At 67.3% G+C, this 17394-nt stretch carries 13 protein-coding genes; 8 read left to right on the top strand and 5 right to left on the bottom strand.

The window, feature by feature from the left end; translation table 11 throughout:
• Nucleotides 1-1051: 1051 nt before the first annotated feature.
• From ACFPYL_RS06585 to ACFPYL_RS06575, 3 genes are all read right to left on the bottom strand, one after another.
• On the bottom strand, nt 1052-1810 hold the full coding sequence (locus tag ACFPYL_RS06585; protein WP_379151980.1) for a hypothetical protein: 759 nt from the start codon (nt 1808-1810) through the stop codon (nt 1052-1054).
• Between the two features lie 992 nt (nt 1811-2802).
• A complete protein-coding gene (locus tag ACFPYL_RS06580; RefSeq protein WP_379151977.1) occupies nt 2803-3705 on the bottom strand; it encodes a hypothetical protein in 903 nt (300 codons plus the stop codon).
• Between the two features lie 49 nt (nt 3706-3754).
• Nucleotides 3755-4252, bottom strand: coding sequence for a SigE family RNA polymerase sigma factor (locus ACFPYL_RS06575; protein ID WP_379151975.1), 498 nt, complete (start codon nt 4250-4252; stop codon nt 3755-3757).
• Between the two features lie 451 nt (nt 4253-4703).
• Between ACFPYL_RS06575 and ACFPYL_RS06570 the strand changes: the two genes are divergently transcribed.
• The 4 genes from ACFPYL_RS06570 (at nt 4704) to ACFPYL_RS06555 (ending at nt 7884) form a co-directional block, all read left to right on the top strand.
• Nucleotides 4704-5222: a SigE family RNA polymerase sigma factor gene (locus ACFPYL_RS06570; protein ID WP_379151972.1), complete on the top strand. Its 519-nt coding sequence runs from the start codon at nt 4704-4706 to the stop codon at nt 5220-5222.
• Entirely contained in the window at nt 5210-6028 is an 819-nt protein-coding gene (locus ACFPYL_RS06565; RefSeq protein ID WP_379151969.1) for a hypothetical protein, read from the top strand. The genes ACFPYL_RS06570 and ACFPYL_RS06565 overlap by 13 nt, the downstream gene beginning before the upstream one ends.
• A 426-nt stretch (nt 6029-6454) precedes the next feature.
• Nucleotides 6455-7060 (top strand): RNA polymerase sigma factor, encoded by a 606-nt coding sequence (locus ACFPYL_RS06560; protein WP_379151966.1) that lies wholly within the window; start codon nt 6455-6457, stop codon nt 7058-7060.
• On the top strand, nt 7057-7884 hold the full coding sequence (locus ACFPYL_RS06555; protein ID WP_379151964.1) for a hypothetical protein: 828 nt from the start codon (nt 7057-7059) through the stop codon (nt 7882-7884). Before ACFPYL_RS06560 ends, ACFPYL_RS06555 begins: the two co-directional genes overlap by 4 nt.
• 1230 nt (nt 7885-9114) lie before the next feature.
• Here the strand turns inward: ACFPYL_RS06555 and ACFPYL_RS06550 are convergent.
• Nucleotides 9115-9771 (bottom strand): hypothetical protein, encoded by a 657-nt coding sequence (locus ACFPYL_RS06550; protein ID WP_379151961.1) that lies wholly within the window; start codon nt 9769-9771, stop codon nt 9115-9117.
• A 478-nt stretch (nt 9772-10249) separates the two neighbouring features.
• On the opposite strand from ACFPYL_RS06550, the gene ACFPYL_RS06545 reads away from it, so the two are divergent.
• Nucleotides 10250-12166 (top strand): sensor histidine kinase, encoded by a 1917-nt coding sequence (locus tag ACFPYL_RS06545; protein ID WP_379151959.1) that lies wholly within the window; start codon nt 10250-10252, stop codon nt 12164-12166.
• An 870-nt stretch (nt 12167-13036) separates the two neighbouring features.
• Here the strand turns inward: ACFPYL_RS06545 and ACFPYL_RS06540 are convergent.
• Complete coding sequence (locus ACFPYL_RS06540; RefSeq protein ID WP_379151956.1) at nt 13037-14011, bottom strand: CARDB domain-containing protein; 975 nt, start codon at nt 14009-14011, stop codon at nt 13037-13039.
• A 423-nt stretch (nt 14012-14434) separates the two neighbouring features.
• Here ACFPYL_RS06540 and ACFPYL_RS06535 point away from each other — a divergent pair, with 423 nt between their 5' ends.
• From ACFPYL_RS06535 to ACFPYL_RS06525, 3 genes are all read left to right on the top strand, one after another.
• Complete coding sequence (locus tag ACFPYL_RS06535; RefSeq protein WP_379151953.1) at nt 14435-16132, top strand: ABC transporter substrate-binding protein; 1698 nt, start codon at nt 14435-14437, stop codon at nt 16130-16132.
• A 197-nt stretch (nt 16133-16329) separates the two neighbouring features.
• Complete coding sequence (locus ACFPYL_RS06530) at nt 16330-16839, top strand: SigE family RNA polymerase sigma factor (protein ID WP_379151950.1); 510 nt, start codon at nt 16330-16332, stop codon at nt 16837-16839.
• The gene (locus tag ACFPYL_RS06525; RefSeq protein ID WP_379151947.1) at nt 16826-17380 is read left to right on the top strand and encodes a hypothetical protein; all 555 of its coding nucleotides are present in this window, start codon (nt 16826-16828) and stop codon (nt 17378-17380) included. Before ACFPYL_RS06530 ends, ACFPYL_RS06525 begins: the two co-directional genes overlap by 14 nt.
• Nucleotides 17381-17394: the final 14 nt, after the last annotated feature.

Genomic DNA, 17394 nt, shown 5'->3' with positions numbered 1-17394 from the left:
ACCGTGCGGCCACTAGCGGGTGGGCGTCTAAGACGCAGACAGCCGAACGTTCATCGATGTTAGAGGTCTCGCCGCTGCTCGCCGCGTGCTCGGGTGCCGATGGCGGGGATGTGTTGGATGATCGGTCCATGGGTCTTCGTGCCTCCGTTGCACGTAGGTCCTAGGCCTCGGCGGGTGCTCCAACATCCGTCGGGGCCGGTTCAATTGCCAGGCTTGATCAGCACGGGATCTGCGCGATCCACCCGATCGATCTGAGCGATGACGTGTTGTTGCTTGACGTCGCCGTTCGCCGCCTGAATTCTCGTATCTCCTCTCTACGCGGAGATCGCTGACGTGGCCTTGGCCGGACGCGGACCTGTGGATTGCTCGGTAAGGGAGGTCCCTCTGCAACGGACGCGGACTGTGTCAATGCGGCCGATTGGATTCGCGCCGAGACGTCGCCGCCCGCGCCGGCCGAGATCGACCTACCCAGGGCGCGTCGCATCTGGGTTATTGCGTCATCCGGAGGACGCTCATGGCCTGAGCTCGGTCGTGAAGGTACCAGTCGGGGACAGCGAGCTCGCCGCGGAAACTCTATTTCGGTGTCACCGCCACCTACGATGCCCCCGCAACACATGCCTGGTCGAGAGCGTGGCGAACGGCAAGAACGGCCGGGCGGCTGAGTTCTCGGACCTGCGTCCCTGACCCAGCTGGCCGGCGCGTGGGTCATCGCGGACGCGATCCGCGCGCGCAGACGACCAATACTGCGCCGAACGCCGCGAGTGGTGGCTCTGGCTCGTCGCGCACGGCCTGCTAGCCCCCGGCCTTTGCGGACGCCATCAGAGCCACGCCCGTCCCTCCACTACAACGAGAATCCGCCCTCACCCGGTTTTGCCCGAGCGAGGCCTCCTGATCTCTGTCGCCGCCGGCGGGAGCCGCTGGGCCGACGACGAGGCCGGCATGCTCGCGTTCCTCGAACGCCATCTCGGCGCACACCAGATCCGGTCCGGGAGCGGTTCGGCCGCGACGTGAACCCCACGACACGGCCAAACCACCCGGAGTCGAGGAAGTCTCAGGGCGCGGTGACTGCCCAGACGCCCTGCATATTGTGTCCGCTACTGCCGGTGGTGGGTGCGTTGATCATGCCACCAGCAGGACCGATCACATCAACCCGTCCCGAGTCGCCGTCGGGGTCTTCGGGAGAGGATTGTGAGAAGACCTGCACGAGGTCTCGGTCGTAACCCACGAAGAGCCCGACGTAGACACACATGTGTCCGGGGGCGGCAGTTGGGTCGTAGATGGTGCCGGTGCACTCGGGGGGCTTGGTCTCACCCCGTTTGACGACCGTTACCGGGAGCTCGCCTGGGATGCGAAGACCGAACGAGATCCCAGTTTGACTGTAGACGCCGCCCGTGGGTCCTGAGGGCGCATAGAGGTAGAAAGTGCCGCGTTGGGTGACTCCTGAGGGCAGGTCGCCGGTGATGGGACCGGCTGGTCCCTGCGCCCCGGCCTGGCCGGCCGGACCCCGCGCGCCGGTAGCTCCGGTAGCGCCCTTCGGCCCGGTGCGCGGGAGAGCCGACCTGGCGAGGTCCTTGTTGGTGATCGTCTTGTTCTTGATGTCGGCCGTCGTGATGGTGTTGTTCTTGATCTGCTTGCTGGTGATCAGGGATCCGGCGACCGCTCCCCCGGTGCTGCCGAGCGCGAGCACCACGACGGTGCCGGCGACCAGCGCCGCAGTGGATCGTGGGAGCCGGCGTCGCCTGATCGTGCCGCTTTCCGAGCCGCTGTCCGGGCCACCGGCCCGTTCATTGCCATGAGTCGACGTGGTCACCCACTGACATTCGCCCGCGCCGATGGGAGTACGACGGGAGTCCGTGGTCGCTGAAGTGCTCCTGCGGGCCATTGCCAGAGTCCCGACGTGAGCCAACGCACAACGGCGGGCGCAGCCGAAATCCTCGTCGCCCTCCAAGCCGTGAGGTCGGCGCTCGGACGAGTCAACGCCAGTCGAGACGGCCGACAGCGCAGCCCTCGAAGCGGCAACTGACCAAGGCGAGGGCGCTTGCGACGGATCCTGTCGATTGGGGTGCAGGGCCAGTCGATGTTGTCGACGAAGTTGCCGCATCGGCGCGGTCGTGCGCGCGGCGGTTCTGCTCGACGAGTGCAGCGATGTTGGAGACACGCAGGCTTCGTGTCAACGGTCGACGTCGCCAGTCCGTCGTGGTGATCGTTCGTCTCGCACACGCCGAAGGTGGCCGGACGTACCGAACACGGCGAGGCCCCACTCCATGCACGCCGGATTCACTGGCTACGTCGCACTCGAGGCCTGTGACGATGTGCGCGTGTTTCCACCCGGCGCAGTGAACTCGTCGAGCATCGCAACGCGACAGTCGCTCGGCTCCTGTGTCACCTCGAGTCGACGGAGGACGGGCGCGGTGGGACCGAGTCCGCCGCTGGGCTCATCGCAACGGGAGCTCGCAATGAGGAAGATCTCGGTGTTGCAGCAGCACCGCTACAGCGCGTGGCGCTGCGGTCACGCCACCGGTCCGCTCCGAGCGCCGCCGCGGCTAGAGCGGCGTACAGGGAGACAACCCATAGCAGCCAGGTCAGGATCCACGTCACCCATTCGGGCATCCGAGATTCCTTCCAGTTCGAAAGTGCGGGATACGTCACCGTCCCGAGGGGGTCGTCTACACCTGCTGTGGAGATCGAGGGCGAGGCGGCTCAATGTCAATGACGCGTGGGGGCCCCTGCGGGTTGCACTACCTGTCTCGGCCGCACAGCAGTCGCACGGACCGTTCCGGCCGGACCTCTGACGGTCTCGTCCTAGTTCGGCAACGCAAATTCGGGGTCGGCCGCTGCGGAGAGCAACTGAGCGGTGGTCAGACCTGTCCCGGCTACGGGGGTGACGGAGTTGTTGCCGAACAGATTGGCGGCGTCGACGGCGACCGTGATGCCGTCGGGTCGGGTCACTGCCACGGCCGTGCCTCCGGGGTACTCGGCGACGAAGGCACGCACCGCTCCCTGCGGAACCGACGGAGCCGGCTGCCAGAGGACGCCGCCGTCCTCGCCCATCTCGTGGTGCAGACGAACGTTCGCATTCGCCCAGTCGGTGGTGACCTCGAGCTGGATCATCCCCAGTCCTTGGCTACCCGCCTTCCAACCGAACTTGTGGCCGAGGCCGGTCAAGACGCAGTTAGGTCCTTCGCTGGTCTGTCCCCCGGTCTGCTCGAGAGCGGACTCCTTCTGGAGATGCTCGCCCTGAGGGTCGAGGTGTTCGGCGAGGAGGGCTCGAGAGTGCACGACGAAGGCGCGCAACACACGGTCCCGCTGCTTGTAGTAGTCGCTCTTGAGGTTCGCCCTTTCCTTATTCGTCGGGCATCCCGTCATCCAACGCTCCGGCACGACGGCCTTGGTGGCCGCCGGAGGAGAGGGCTTGGAGGCGGCCACCGAGCGGCTGGGCGCCGCGGTTGCTGTGGGCGACTCAGCGCTGTGACTGGGGCCGATCAACGCCGTGGCCGCGGCGACCGCACCGATCGCGAGTACGGAGCCAGCTGCGGCCGTACCGATCGCGCGACGACGTCGCACCTCGTTCCGGCCTCGTCGAAGGACTTCCTGGGCGGGGTCCACGACGTCGATGGACTCGACGAGAGCGTGTAGGCGTTCCGCGAGGAGGTCGTCCTGGCGGCCGTGACGGTCAGGCTCGTGAGGCGTGGTCGTCGGGTTCATCGATGATCGGTCTCCTTCGTGTGCGAGGTGGTCCCGTGGCGCGCAGCTCTCATTGCTCGCAGGCCTGTAGCGAGTGGGCGAGCGACGTGAGGGCCTTGGCGGTCTGGCTCTTGACCGTGCCGGTCGAGATCTTGAGGTCCTCGGCTGTCTCCCGGATGGACAGCCCCCAGTAATGACGCAACACGACGACGGCGCGCTGTCGCTCAGGCAGCTCGCGCAGTGCCCTGGTCAACTCGTCCCTGCCAGCGAGATCATGGGCGGGAGCACTCGCGCCGAGCGTCGAGTCAGAGACGACACGTTCGCGCCGCCAAGGCCTGCGGGTCTCGTCGAGATGAGCATTGACCAGTACTCGTCGCACGTAAGCATCGACGTTGTCGGCCCGTGCGGCCCTCGGCCAGGCCATGTAGAGCTTGACCAGCGTGTTCTGGACCAGGTCCTCAGCTAGATGCAGGTCGCCGCACAAGAGATACGCCGTTCGCAGCAAGTGCCTATGCCTCTGCGAGACATAGCTGGTGAACGCCTCATCGCGCCCGGAGACCCGTCGCATATCCATCCCTTCTCGTCGAATCACCCGTCCAGACGTAGCAACGACTCGAAAGGTTGCCCGCCCGGGTTGAGCATCTTGCGACTGGATCTGACCTGACGGCCGGGGCTGCGCTGGTGATCGCGAGGGCGGCGAACACCGTCGACGCCGCCTCCCATCTCCCCGGACGACGGGCCAGAGTGTCCCCGAGCTCGGAGGTGAGCCGGAAGGCAGCGGACGTCCCGTTGCCCGCCTTCTCTTGCGGCGTCCAGCTCTCGGCGTCAAGTGAGATGCTCGTCCGTTCTCTCCCGGGGTTCTCCCCGAGCGGCCACCAATCATTCGGATGCGTCCACGTCCTCTTGGAGCGGCAACGCGCGACGGGTCGCTCAGGCCCTGATGCAACCGGGGTTCGAGGTCACGCGTTCTACCCCTGATCGGCAACCGTTGCTGACGTCAATGGACGGGAAAGAGTCATATGGACGAACGCGAGTTCGACATCTTCTACGCCGCGTCGTACCACCGAGTCATTGGTCAGATCTACGCCATGCTCGGCAACCACGATGAAGCACAGGAGTGCGTGCAGGAGGCATTCGCGCGCGCCTGGGCACACCGCGGCAAGTTGGAGAGAACAGACCAGGCGGAAGCGTGGGTACGCACCACCGCATATCGACTGGCCATCAGTCGGTGGCGACGCATGAAGGTGGCGCACCGACCATCCGATCGGGCCCTCGGCCCAGCTCGCGAGAGCGCGGCGCCCAGCGAGACCCATGTGGCACTCGTCTCCGCACTCAGAGAGCTACCTGAGCCCCAGCGGCAGGCGGTGGTGCTCCATCACATCGCTGACCTGTCCGTCCTCGACGTTGCCCGCGAGGCCGGCGTCCCAGAAGGAACCATCAAAGCCCGGCTGAGCCGGGGCCGCGCGGCATTGGCCGCACTACTCGGCGCGGAAGACAGCGCCCAGCCCAAGGAAACGAGTGACCCGTGCGTGATCTGATCGATGAGCTCGAGAACTTCGTCTCCCGCGGACCGATGACGAACCCCCCGCCTGCATCAGAGGTGCGTCGCCGGGGTGCACGCATTCGCCGGCGCAACATCGCCCTCGCGACGGTCGGTGGCATGGTGGCTGTCGGTGTCATCGCAATGCCGTTGGCCCTGGCTGCCAGCGGAGACCGCCACTCAGGCAGCCACGAGCCGGACTTCGCGTCCGCTCCCGCGCCCCAGGACGTCCGCTGGTCCCAGACGATCCCCGCGGCCTTCGGGCTCGGCAACGGGATGGACACCAAGTCGGACCCCGCGTACGTCGGCACGGAGCCGGGAGAGGTAGTCCTGCCCGAGATCGACATCTGCAACGTGCCTGTGTGGTCTCCAGCTGGCCGCGGCGTCGTCGATGTGCTCGGTGCGGTGTGGTCGGACGGAGTCGAGGGGGGTGAACAGCGCACTCTCGCCCTTTATCAGAGCGACGCAGCGGCGCAAGACGTCCTGGATGAGATGCGGTCCACGGTCGCGGCCTGCCCTGAGCCTGCAGCAGGCCACGCCTACGTCCACCCGATCGTGCTGCAAGCATCGGCTGGTGACGATGCGGTGGCGTACATGGACCAGTACGGCGACGCCGACGGACCGTCCGGAGAAGGCAATGCCTACGTCATCACGCGCGTCGGCAACGCCCTCCTGCTCGACAAGACCTACTTCGGCAGTGCCGGATCGCCTGAAGCCGGTCAGCACACCGCGAACCAGCTTGAGCACAGGGCGACACAGGTGGTCGACGACATGTGCGCCTTCGCCGCCGAACCCTGCTCGTAGGACATTGACCGTGGCGGCCCCGTCTTCAAGATGGGGCCGCCACAGCGCCGACGCAGACGCCGGCCGACACGCGCAGAGGCAGCTTCGCTGGATCGGGACAGGTGTGCACGGTGACCACGACGGGCGTCAACACTCGCCGTCCGAGCCTGATCCAGGCGGCGAGATCAGGCCCCTCCCCGCCTGGGTGGATCCCAGACGATGTCCGCAGTGCTCCTCGCGACAACAGCGATGCCATGAGCGCCCGAGTGGTCTTCCTGTCACCCACGTACGGCCGCCGGATGAATGCATCCTGTCCAGCTGCGCGGGGCGCTCCATCTGCCGTCTACGGATTCTTACTGACCGGCATTGTGAAGCTTCGTGCAACCCGCCAGTCCCCTCCCGACTTGTAGTCCGTGTAACGAGTGCCGCGGATGAAAGGAGAGTGAGATGGCGAGTGCACCAAGTGCTGTCGGTTCTGACAGCGAGTTCGAGACGTTCTTCGCCACCCACCGTCAGTTGTACTGGCGAATTGCGTTCGCCATCGGAGGCAGCTCGGCAACTGCGGATGACGTGACCCAGGAGGCGTTCAGCGCCATCTACGCTCGCTGGGACCGAATCCAGGCGACCAAGGTCGAGGCCTACTGTCGCACCGTCCTCGTCAACACAGCACTGAGCGCCGTCCGCAAGCAGAAGCGCGAACACCTCACGGACGAACCCGAGCTGATGGGGTCGCCCGCGAGCAGTCCCACCATGGCCGACCCAGCGCTGGTCCACGACCTGCGCATCGATCTGGTGGCGCTGCTACGGAACCTTCCTCCCGGCTATCGGGCTGTCATCGCACTGCGATACCTAGAGGACCTCTCGGTCGCCGAGGTCGCCTCCGTTCTCGACATCACCGCAGGCACGGTCAAGAGCCAATCCGCTCGGGCGCTGGCGCTCATGCGTCAGCAGGTCGAGTCCAGCGCGAGGCGCCAGCCCGCGCTTGTTCCGGCGCGACCAATCACGCCCGACTCCGACAGCTCCAACACAGTGTCAACCGAAAGGAACCCATGACCATGATCACCGAGCAGCAGCTCCGCGACACTCTCAGGAGCGAACTCGCCCGGCACGGCGATGGCAGCAATGTCCAGCTGAGCAATGTCATCGCTGGCGGTCGTCGGCGTCAGCGCGCCACTGCCGTACGCCGAACCGCCTGCGCACTCGCCGCGCTGGTCGTCACTGGCGGCGGATTCGCACTGGCCTCCGTTCCTGCCGCCGCGGACTCGTGGCAGCTTGCGCCAGCACCCGAGCAAGTCAATCAGCGGATCGTCGAGATCGTCGAGGCCCGTCTTCCCGCCGGCATCAGCGTCAACGATGTCGACCTCAAGGCGTACGCCGATCCTGCTCCCGGCCAGGGCTCACCGGAGCCGGGCGGTCTCCCGCTCCCGCGCAGCCAGTGGAGCGAGGCGGATGCTTGGCTTGCCAAGCTCACCCTCGATACCGGCGCCGAGGTTCAGGTCTTCCTGGGTCATGCCGAAGGAGAAACTGAAGGCGATGCCGCCGCAACCTGCGCCACCGACGTTGCCGCCGGCGTCTACAGCGTCTGCGACGCGGGCTCGGTCAGCCGTCAGGGTGAGAATGTTGCCGTGATCTGGCGTGAAGGTTTCGCGGAGCTGGCTGGCGACGGCACGCTCTACGGCCCTGGCACTCTCGTCGCGCCCGACGGTACGGCCGCCCCCTCCTCGACGCCTGTCAGTACCCATGGTCTCGAAAGCCATCCTGGTGGTGACTTCCTGATCTCCGTCCAGGAGCTCGATCCCCAGGGCAGCAGCCCGAGCCTCGACCGCGAAGCGATGGCTGATATCGCCCTCAGCGCCGAGCTCCTCGAGGCCCAGTAACCAGCCGACGGGACCGGACACGAACGTTCACGCGCAAGCCACGGTGAACCAACACGGCGACCTTCATGCCGGTAGGTCCCGCGGGCTTCCCATCGGCTCCCGGTCAAGACCCGCCGATTGACCATCGGTGTGGATGATGATCGTCGCGCCGGCCTGGCTCCCTCGCCCTGCCGGTCGGGTGGGCCCAACCCATGTGGGCTCACCCGTCCTAAGACTTCGCCGCCCGGGTCTGGCTAGGCGGCGGAGCTGGAGACGGCGCCGTGTTGATGGTGTGTTCACGCCGTCTCCTGGGGAGGCCCGGTCCGCCCAACGAACCCCACCACGTTGGAAGCTCTCGGGTCGGGTCTCCTCACACCTGGCCGACGAGTCACCGTGCGACATGTATCAGCGGTCTAGGGTGTGGCTCGTTGTCCGGCGCCGTCGCGAGCGGGGCTTCGCGCCGATCTGGCAAGGCGGATGTGCGGAGTCGGGCCGGAGGCCCGTCGAGGCGCCGACAACAGCCGCCAGGTCGGATGCGAAGCGCCCGCGTAGCAGACACTTCCGGACAAGGAGCCATGCCCCAGTCCCCGCGGGCTCCCAGGGTTCTCCCGGCGACGTATTCCACGATGTGAGTGCCGGGGTGAGATGCGGCTGTCCCCCTCTCATCCCAGGCACGGGTGGGCTGCGACCCGAGATCGCGGCTCACCCACTTGGTCTCATCGCCGAGCCTGGAGTTCATCGGCGGTGACTGGCGACAGGCCACTCCGGACCCTTGGTGGCCCGTCGCCTCGGGGGCGCCCGGTCCGCATGATTTCCTGGAGCATGCGGCCCGGGCGCCAACGGCTCCAGGGCGATGCCCATTGACCGAGCCGAGCATTGCGTGGTGACGACTTCGGTGGCGGGCATTCCCCGCGTCGTCCCAGCGGTTCACCGTTGGCGCCGGTGATGCTAGGGAGGCCGCCAGGGTTTGATGTTCCCCGCTCTGGCGGTCGGGTGGGCCTCAACCCCCCGGTGGGCCCACCCACCTCGACTTCATCGCCGGGCTCATGGAGAGCCGGGTGGTGTAGCCGGAGACGACCGTGTGGTGCTCGACCCGTCTCCGAAGAGAGAAGGCCTGGTCCGACCGACGCATCCATCGCGTCGGGAGCCGTCGGACCAGGCCTTCTCGACCTTCAGCTCGCTCGGACTACCTTGCGTTGACTGGCTGGTTGATAGACGCAGGTGTCGGTGAGACGGACGTTGGGACCGCTCTTACGGTGCCGTGACTGCCCACACACCGCGGAGGCGATGCACGTCAGCACCGTCCGTGGTCGCCTCGATGAGCCCGCCTGCGGGACTGATCCATTGCTCGAGTGCGCCACTGCTGTCGGGGGAGTCGGGTAGCCCCTGCGCCAGAACCTGCAAGGAGTCTTCGACGTAGCCGTACGAGTTCGCGACGTAGACGCACATGTGCCCAGGTGTGGCGGTCGGGACCCAGACCGTGCCGGTGCACTCCTCGGGCTTGGTCGCTCCTGCATAGACGACGGTCACCGGAAGCATGTCCGGGATTCGTAGGCCGAGCGAGATGTCCGTAGTAGAAGAGATGCCGGCAGGGCTTCCCGTCGACTCGGTGAAATAGAACGCGCCGCGCAGCGTGACGCCCGAGGGCAGGGTGCCGGTGATGGGTCCTGCGGGTCCCTGTACCCCTGCGGCACCGGCTGGACCGGCGGGGCCTGCCGCACCGGCCGGACCTGCAGGGCCCGCCGGCCCCTTGGCTCCAGCGCGCGGTAGCGCCGAAGCCGCCAGATCGTCCTTCGAGATCGTCTTGTTCTTGATGTCCGCGGACGTGATCGTGTTGTTCTTGATCTGCTTGCTGGTGATCAGAGATCCGGCGACCGCCCCTCCAGTACCGCCGAGTGCGAGCACCAAGGCAGTACCCACCACCAATGCAGCGGTTGATCGAGGCATCTGGCGTCGGATGCTGGAGGTCTGCTGCAGGTGGCAGCACTGTCCGTGAGTATCACTCGGTGTGTTCATTGACGGAGAGTCGTCCGAGCCGGTGGGAGCAGGATGGGAAGGGGGCCGCCCGCCGGTCGACCTCGTGCCGACCGTGCCGCGGCCGAGCGCGTAGAGGCTTCGCTGCGTGGATCCACCCGGCGCGACTCCCAGCGATCTCCCGCCGAGGCTCTCGTCGGGAGATCTACCGTCGCGAAGTGATCAGTCTCGCGGATCTTCCACAGACTCCTCTCCTCGACAACGACGTCCAGCCCGAGGTTGCCGACGCTGCCCGCATCCCGGCCCGGCAGCAGCACGTGGTCGGCTTTGCCGGCTCTACGCGCTTCGGTGCTCCCGGTCTCGGCGTTCCCCAGGATGAGGCACGACCCTGCACACAACACTGAGCCCGACTGTGCGTCACGCTCGGTTCGCCGTCGTCCTCGCAACGATCACCTGGGCGCTGGCGGTGGTCGCCATCTGCATGCTTCTGATGGGGCGGCCGACCGTCGACCAGGATCTCTGGTTCTTCGCGGTGGACGTGTCGGTTGCGTGTGTGTACGGGACAGTCGCCGCAGTCATCCTCAGCCGGCGCGCCCACCCCGTGCCGTGGCTACTCGGACTGGCCGCAGTCGGTGGCGGCCTGGCAGCGTTCGGCCACGGATACGCCGAGTGGTCCGACCTTCCGGGCGGTTTGCCGCCGCACGAGCAGATCGCGCAGCTCCAGGGCATCGCTTGGGTTCCCGGCACGCTGGCCCTGTTCCTCGTCGTACCGTGGCTGGTCCGCGACCATCCGCTCGGCTGGGAGTGGGTCGGGCTCGCCATCGGTACCGCCCTGACCCTCTCCGTCAGCCTCGAGGAGGTTACCGCCGGCGGAATGACCAGCGAGTCACCGTACTGGGCCGCGATCGCCGTCGGACTGGCCGCCGCTCTCGTGGTCGAGTTCCGGCACCGGCACGGCCCCCAAGAGGAGCGCAGCGGCCTCGGCTGGCTCGCGGTCGGCACCGCGCTGACCGCAATCGCCTTCGTGCCGGTCCTGTCTCCCGGGACCTACCTGCCCTACTGGCTGACGCCGGTCATTCATCTCGTCGCCCAGACTGTCTTCCCAGCCGCGGTCCTGGTCGTGGTGTTGCGCAACCGGATGTGGGGCCTGCGCCTGACGGTCAGCCGAGCCGTGCTCGCGGGACTGCTCACCGCGCTGCTGCTGGTGGGCTACGTCGCTGTCACGGCGCTCCTGAGTCCGTTGTTGCCCGGTGACGAGCTTCCTCAGCTCGTCGCGGCTGCTGCCGTCGCGGTTGCCGTGCAGCCGGCACGGATCATGCTGGCAAAACGCGTGCACCGGCTCGTGTTCGGCGACGCGGTCGATTCCGGGCGGGTCGTCCATCGCTTGGGTAGCCAGTTGGTGAGCAGCGCCTCGATCGACGATCTGCTTGCGGGGCTGACTTCGGACATCGGCGAGTCGATGCGGCTGGAGTCAGTGACAGTCGTCTCCGACGCATTGCCGCCGGTGCGATGGGGGGAGGCCAGCGGGCCAGGCACGGAGGTGGACCTGCGACACCGCGGCGAGCTTGTCGGACTGCTGCAGGTCTCGGCACTGCCGGGCGAACTGCTGTCGGCGCGCGATCTTGCGACCCTGCACGAGCTGGCGACTGTGGTCGCCGCGGCCGTTGTCATCGGCCGAGGGGCGGTCGACCTCGAGGAGCTGCGTAGCCGGCTTGCGGCCGCCCGGCTCGAAGAGCGTCGGGTCCTCCGGCGCGAGATCCACGATGGTCTCGGCCCGGCGCTCGCCGGCATCGGCCTGGGGCTCCAGGGCGCCCGCAACCTGCTGCGATCTGACCCTGACGCCGGTGTAGAGCTGCTCGAGCGCCTCCAGTCCGAGGTCGAGTCGGCAGCCCTCAGCGTGCGCAGCCTGTCGCACCACCTGCTGCCGCCGGTCCTCGACGAGCTCGGACTCGTGCCGGCGCTCGCAGAGCTCGCTGGCCGGTTCCACGGCGAGAACCTCTCAGTCGCGCTCGAGGCGGACAGGTTCGACGATCTCGACCCCCGCGTCGCAACCGCGGCGTATGGCATCGCGAGTGAGGCGTTGACCAACGTCTCCAGACACGCTCGCGCCGACCATTGCCGGATCGTCGCCCGTCGCCATCCGGCTGGAAGTTTGCTGCTGGTGATCGCTGACGATGGCGCCGGCCAAGGTACAGAAGCCACTCCTGGTGTCGGCACGCACTCGATGCGCGAGCGCGCGGACGAGCAAGGCGGCTCGCTCGAGGTCCGCGACCGGATCGGAGGCGGGACCGAGGTCGTCGCCACCCTCCCCCTTGTTGACCTTGGCTGACCGACCTGGTCACCGCCGACACCACCCGTCATCGCAGCTGGACGGGAGTCGGAGAGGCCTGATCCGGCGGCTCCCAACGCGATGGGCTCAGTTGGGCGGACCAGGCCCCTCCTAGGAGACGGGCCATGACGACCACACGAAGCCGTCCCCTGCTCCAACGCCCGGTGATGACCCAGGCGACGAGCTGCGGACGGGTGGGCCCGAGTGCTGGGGCGGGCCCACCCGAATCGGCAGAGCAGGACACCAAGACCTCTGTCGGCGACTGAACAGTTGCCGCTCACGAAGGTGGTCTCCAGGGATGGATCGGGGGGCACCTCCTCCATCGGGGTGCTGGATGCCCGACCTCGCCCGGGGCCTCTACCGTTCGTCTCCCCGGATGCTTCCATCGACACCTGGAATCGTGAAGGAACCGCCGCCCTGATCGGTAGCGGCGACCGAGACGGGCAGCCGCGCGCCCGTTCTCATGGGTCCCGGCCGGCGCACCTGATCGGGCAGCCGGTCGGGACCATCCCAGTCGTTACCGATCGACTCCACTGACGCTCCATCAACTGACTTCAGTCCTTGTCCGAACTGTCGCCCCCCAGAACGGACGACGGGACTGGCTAGGCCCACGTGGCCAGCTGCACAGACTCTCCGTCCGAGGGGACATCGCGGACGGTGGCAGGGAGCAGGCACTCCGTTGCTCAACAGCCCGCTCCTGGGCGCCCGGCCCAAACCTCCAGCTTGTGTCGTTGGACCGGGCGCACTCCCCTGCCGAGGGCGGTGAGTAGCACCGTTCCCCAGCGCCAACGACCACCGCGTCCCTCGTCGCGCGGTGGTCGTTGCGCTGGCAACGCTGCGTCATGGTGCGCACTGGCCGCGGATGCCGTTCTAACGAAGCCGCAGCACCAATTGACCGTCGACGCTGTCCCACGGCGACGTGGTGCCGTACGCGCCTTCCCAGCCAACGACTTCGTAGGTGATCGTGTTGGTCGTCAACCCAACCTCCTTGAGCTCGATCGAGCTCACGTCGATCGTGGTTCCCTGAGACGTCGCAGTCGAGGGGTCACAGGGGAACTCACCCTGGCCGACCTGGTCACGAGTCTCACTCCAGTCGGCGCGCATGATCAGGCCGATCCGCACTCCGCTCATGTCGGTGCGGGTGAAGTTGCCGAAGATCTCATCGTCGGCACCGTCGCCGACGTAGCGCAGCTTGCCGCTGCCGTTCTCTTGATAGTTCCGTGTCCGGATGCAGGATTCCGACACGTCACGCACCGTCCGAGACCCGTCCCGTACCCAGCTGCTGCCTGATCCTGCAAAGGTCGTCGTGCCCTCGGGGTCACCGTCGACAGCGATCGTCACGTCAGCCTGCGCTGTCCGATGCCATGTCTCTGTCTTGCCCGCATCCACGACCTGACCCTCGTCGACGAACTGCAAGCGGCCGGACAACTGAGCGTGCAGGTCGGAGTCGACCTTGAGCTGCGAAGAGGAGCTCTTGCAGTTGTTGCTCTCCTTCGTCTCGCGAACCTTCTTGGTCGCGTCGGCACAAGCGATGACCCAGTACGTCCCGCGTGCACCCCAGGGAACCTTCACCCGCTGGCTGACGGTCTTGGTCTTGCGCGCAGGCACGCGCTTGACAGCCACGGACGCGCCGAGGATGTCGCCGGCACCTCTGGTCCGGTCTTTGGAGAGGTACAGCCGCAGCACGCTCGGCTGAGCGGCGTCGCGCCCGCGATTGGACACAACCGCACCGAGCCCGAACGACGACCCGTGCTTGACGACCGCCGGCGGCTTGCCGACCTTGGCGACCACGAGATCGACGCGCTGGGGAGCGGCGACAGACTCCGGTGCCTCGGCGACCGCCACCAGTGCTGCCGCGATCAAAGTAGTTGCGGCCATAGCCGTTGTCCGTCGTGCATGCATGTCGTCGCCCTCTCAGTCACTGCCGTGTCAGATATGAGGATCGACCGCCTCGCGACCCGGTCGTCAGGGCGTGACGTCCCCAATTCGCCGGGACGGCGCCAGCATGGATCGGTTGGGGACGTAGCTTCCGAGCGCGGACTTTCGAGTGCGCGCTCTCGCGGTCACTGACCGACGGGTCCTGAGCCGCTCGATGCAGCATGCCTGCAGCGATTCCGCAGTCGATTGATCGAGCATGACGCACCCACTTCGCGCCCCGGGCTCGAGTCGCCCGAAGGCCGCGAGTGGGCGTCATCCATCGACAGGGAGAGAACATTGCGCAAGTTTCAGAAGCGGGTGCTGACGGCAAGTACGGCGGTAGCACTCTGCGTGGGCCTGGCCGCCTGCGGTGGTGGCAGCGATGGCCCCACCGGCCCCGGTTCCAGCAGCGACGGCGAGTCTCAGGAGAGTGCCGCCGGTGGCACTCTCAACTACCTCTTCTTCGCGCCGCCAGAGCACGTCGACCCGCAGCGGGTTTACCGAGGTCGCGACATCGGCAACTTCAGCCGGACGGTCTACCGCCAGCTGGTGACGTTCCCGATCTCGACCGACCCCGAGGTGTCGAACACCCCGGTCCCTGACCTGGCGACCGACACCGGCACCTCCAGCGAGGGCGGCAAGGTCTGGTCCTTCACCGTCAAGGACGGTGTGAAGTGGGAGGACGGCAAGGCCATCACGTGTGAGGACTTCAAGTACGGCGCCTCCCGTGTGTTCGCGACCGACGTCATCACCGGCGGCCCGAACTACCTGCTGAGCTACCTGGACATCCCGACCGACGAGAAGACCGGCCTGTCGGCCTACGACGGTCCCTACAAGGGTGACGGCCAGGACCTGTTCGACAAGGCCATCACCTGCGACGGCAACACCATCACGTATAACTTCAACAAGCCGTGGCCGGACTTCCCGCTCGCCATCGCTGGGCTGCACATGATGGACCCGTACCGCCAGGACAAGGACGGCGGCGACAAGTCCAACTTCCAGATCTTCTCCAACGGCCCCTACAAGCTGGACGGTGCCTGGGACAAGAACGCGGGCGCGACGCTGGTCCGCAACGAGAACTACGACCCGAAGACGGACGACCCGGAGAACATCCGCCGGGCGCTGCCGGACTCGATCGTGTTCAACATCGGTCAGACCACCGAGACGATCTACGACCAGCTGATCGCTGACACCGCCGACGCGCAGACCGCCGTCACCTCGGATCGAATCCCGCCGGCGTACTACAACCAGATCGAGGGTGCGGTCGCCGACCGCTCCGTCCTGGTCGACTCTCCGTTCGTCGACTACGTCGTTCCGAACTTCCGCAAGATGTCGGACCCGAAGGTGCGGGAGGCGCTCAAGGTCGCGACCAACGCGCAGGCCTGGATCGACGCTGGTGGTGGCGAGAAGGCCTTCGCGCCCGCCGAGTCGATCGTGAACCCGGCTGTGGTCGGCTACCAGGACAACCCGGCCTTCTCCGGCCCGCAGGAGGGTGACCCCGCCGCGGCGAAGGAGCTCCTCGAAGAGGCCGGCGTGACCATGCCGTACCCGATCACCTTCACGTACCCGAGCTCGGAGACCGCTGACAAGCAGGCCGCCGCGCTGAAGGAGACGTGGGACGCTGCCGGCTTCGACACGACCCTCGACGGTCTCGGTGACACGTACTACGACGTCGTCCAGAAGCCGACGAAGGACAGCGACGTCATCTGGGGCGGTTGGGGCGCCGACTGGCCCTCGGCCATCACCGTCACCCCGCCGCTGTTCGACAGCCGCCCGAACCTGACCGAGAACTCGGACGGCCAGGATTACGGCGCCTACGAGAGCGACGAGTTCAACGCCCTGGTCGACCAGGCGGCCAACGCCACCTCGCTGGAGGACCAGACCGCTGCCCTGCAGCAGGCGGACATCGTCCTCGGCCAGGACGTCGCCTACATCCCGCTGGAGATCCAGAAGTTCTACTTCCTCCACGGATCGAAGGTCACTGGCTACACCAACACCCCGGCCGCGGCGATGAACCCGGACCTCGGCGTGATCGGCGTCCTCGACTGACGCCTTGCTAGTTGCACGGAACTGGGTCGGACGGCCGCTTTCGCGGCCGTCCGACTCGGCATTTGGGTGGCGCCGGCGTTACGTGACCTCGCACTGACCCTTCAACGCCAGCAGTGAACCTGATGTCCGTGACAACCTCGGCCCCCCAGCTGGGGTTTCTACGGGTGTGACCAGACGGAGCCACCGATGAGGAACCCATGATCCCGAGCCGGGACCGACGCACGTTCGACGAGTTCGTCGTCGGCTCGGCCGATCGCCTCGCGTATACGGCGTACCTGCTGTGCGGCGACCGCGGCCACGCCGAGGACCTCGTGCAGACCGCCCTCCTGCGCACCGCGCGCCGGTGGCGGAGCGCACGGCGCCAGCCCGAGGCGTACGCGCGCCGGGTCGTCGTCAACCTCGCCAAGAACCGGTGGCGAGACCTCGCCCGCCGGCCCGCGGAGGCACCGCTCGACGGCGTCGAGGCCACGATCCCCGTGGTCGACGGGCTGCTGGACCGCGACGAGCTGGTGCGCGCCGCCGCCCAGCTCCCGCCGGGCCAACGGGCCGTGCTCGTGCTGCGCTACTTCGACGACCTCTCGGTCGAGGAGACCGCCGCGACGCTCGGGTGCTCGACCGGCACCGTCAAGTCACAGACCTCGCGCGCCCTGGAACGCCTCCGGGCCGCGCTCACCCCCGAGAAGGAGAACGCCGATGTTGACCGATGACGACCTGACCCGCCAGCTGGGCGGAGCCTTCCGCGACGGCGCCCGCGACCACCAGTACGCCGGACGTATCCCCGCTCCGCGTCCGACAGCCGCCCCCGTCGGCATACCACTGGCCCTCTCCGCCGCCGTCGTCGCCGCCCTCGCCGCCGTCTGGGTGTCCGCGCCTGAAGCCGCAGAGACCGCGTCACGTACGGCCGGTGATCGGTCCGCGTTCATGGCGCCCGGGACGGCTACGCCGAGCCCGGAACTGACGACCGACACCATCGAGGTTGCAGGTTTCATCTTCAGCTACCGCCATCCGGCGGCCGAGTCGGTTGACGACGTCCTGCATGTCTTCGTGCCGAGCGGAGTCCCCGACGGATCCCGTCCGGTCGAAGTACCGGCGCCTGCGAAGGCCTGGGTCGGCACGAACCCGCGCTCGGGTGAGGTCGCGATCTATCTCCAAGCCCCGAGCCGCTTCGGAGGCAAGCTGTTCGGGGTCTCCTCCCCCGGCCTGAGCGAGGCGCAGATGATCACGTTCCTGCGGACTGGCGTCAGCTGAGCGGGGATCGCCGC

The organism is Nocardioides hankookensis (assembly GCF_042658885.1).
In the GTDB taxonomy this organism is placed as follows: Bacteria; Actinomycetota; Actinomycetes; order Propionibacteriales; family Nocardioidaceae; genus Nocardioides; species Nocardioides hankookensis.
Note: the sequence above shows the minus strand (reverse complement) of the source record. Positions and strands in the feature narration are given on the sequence as shown.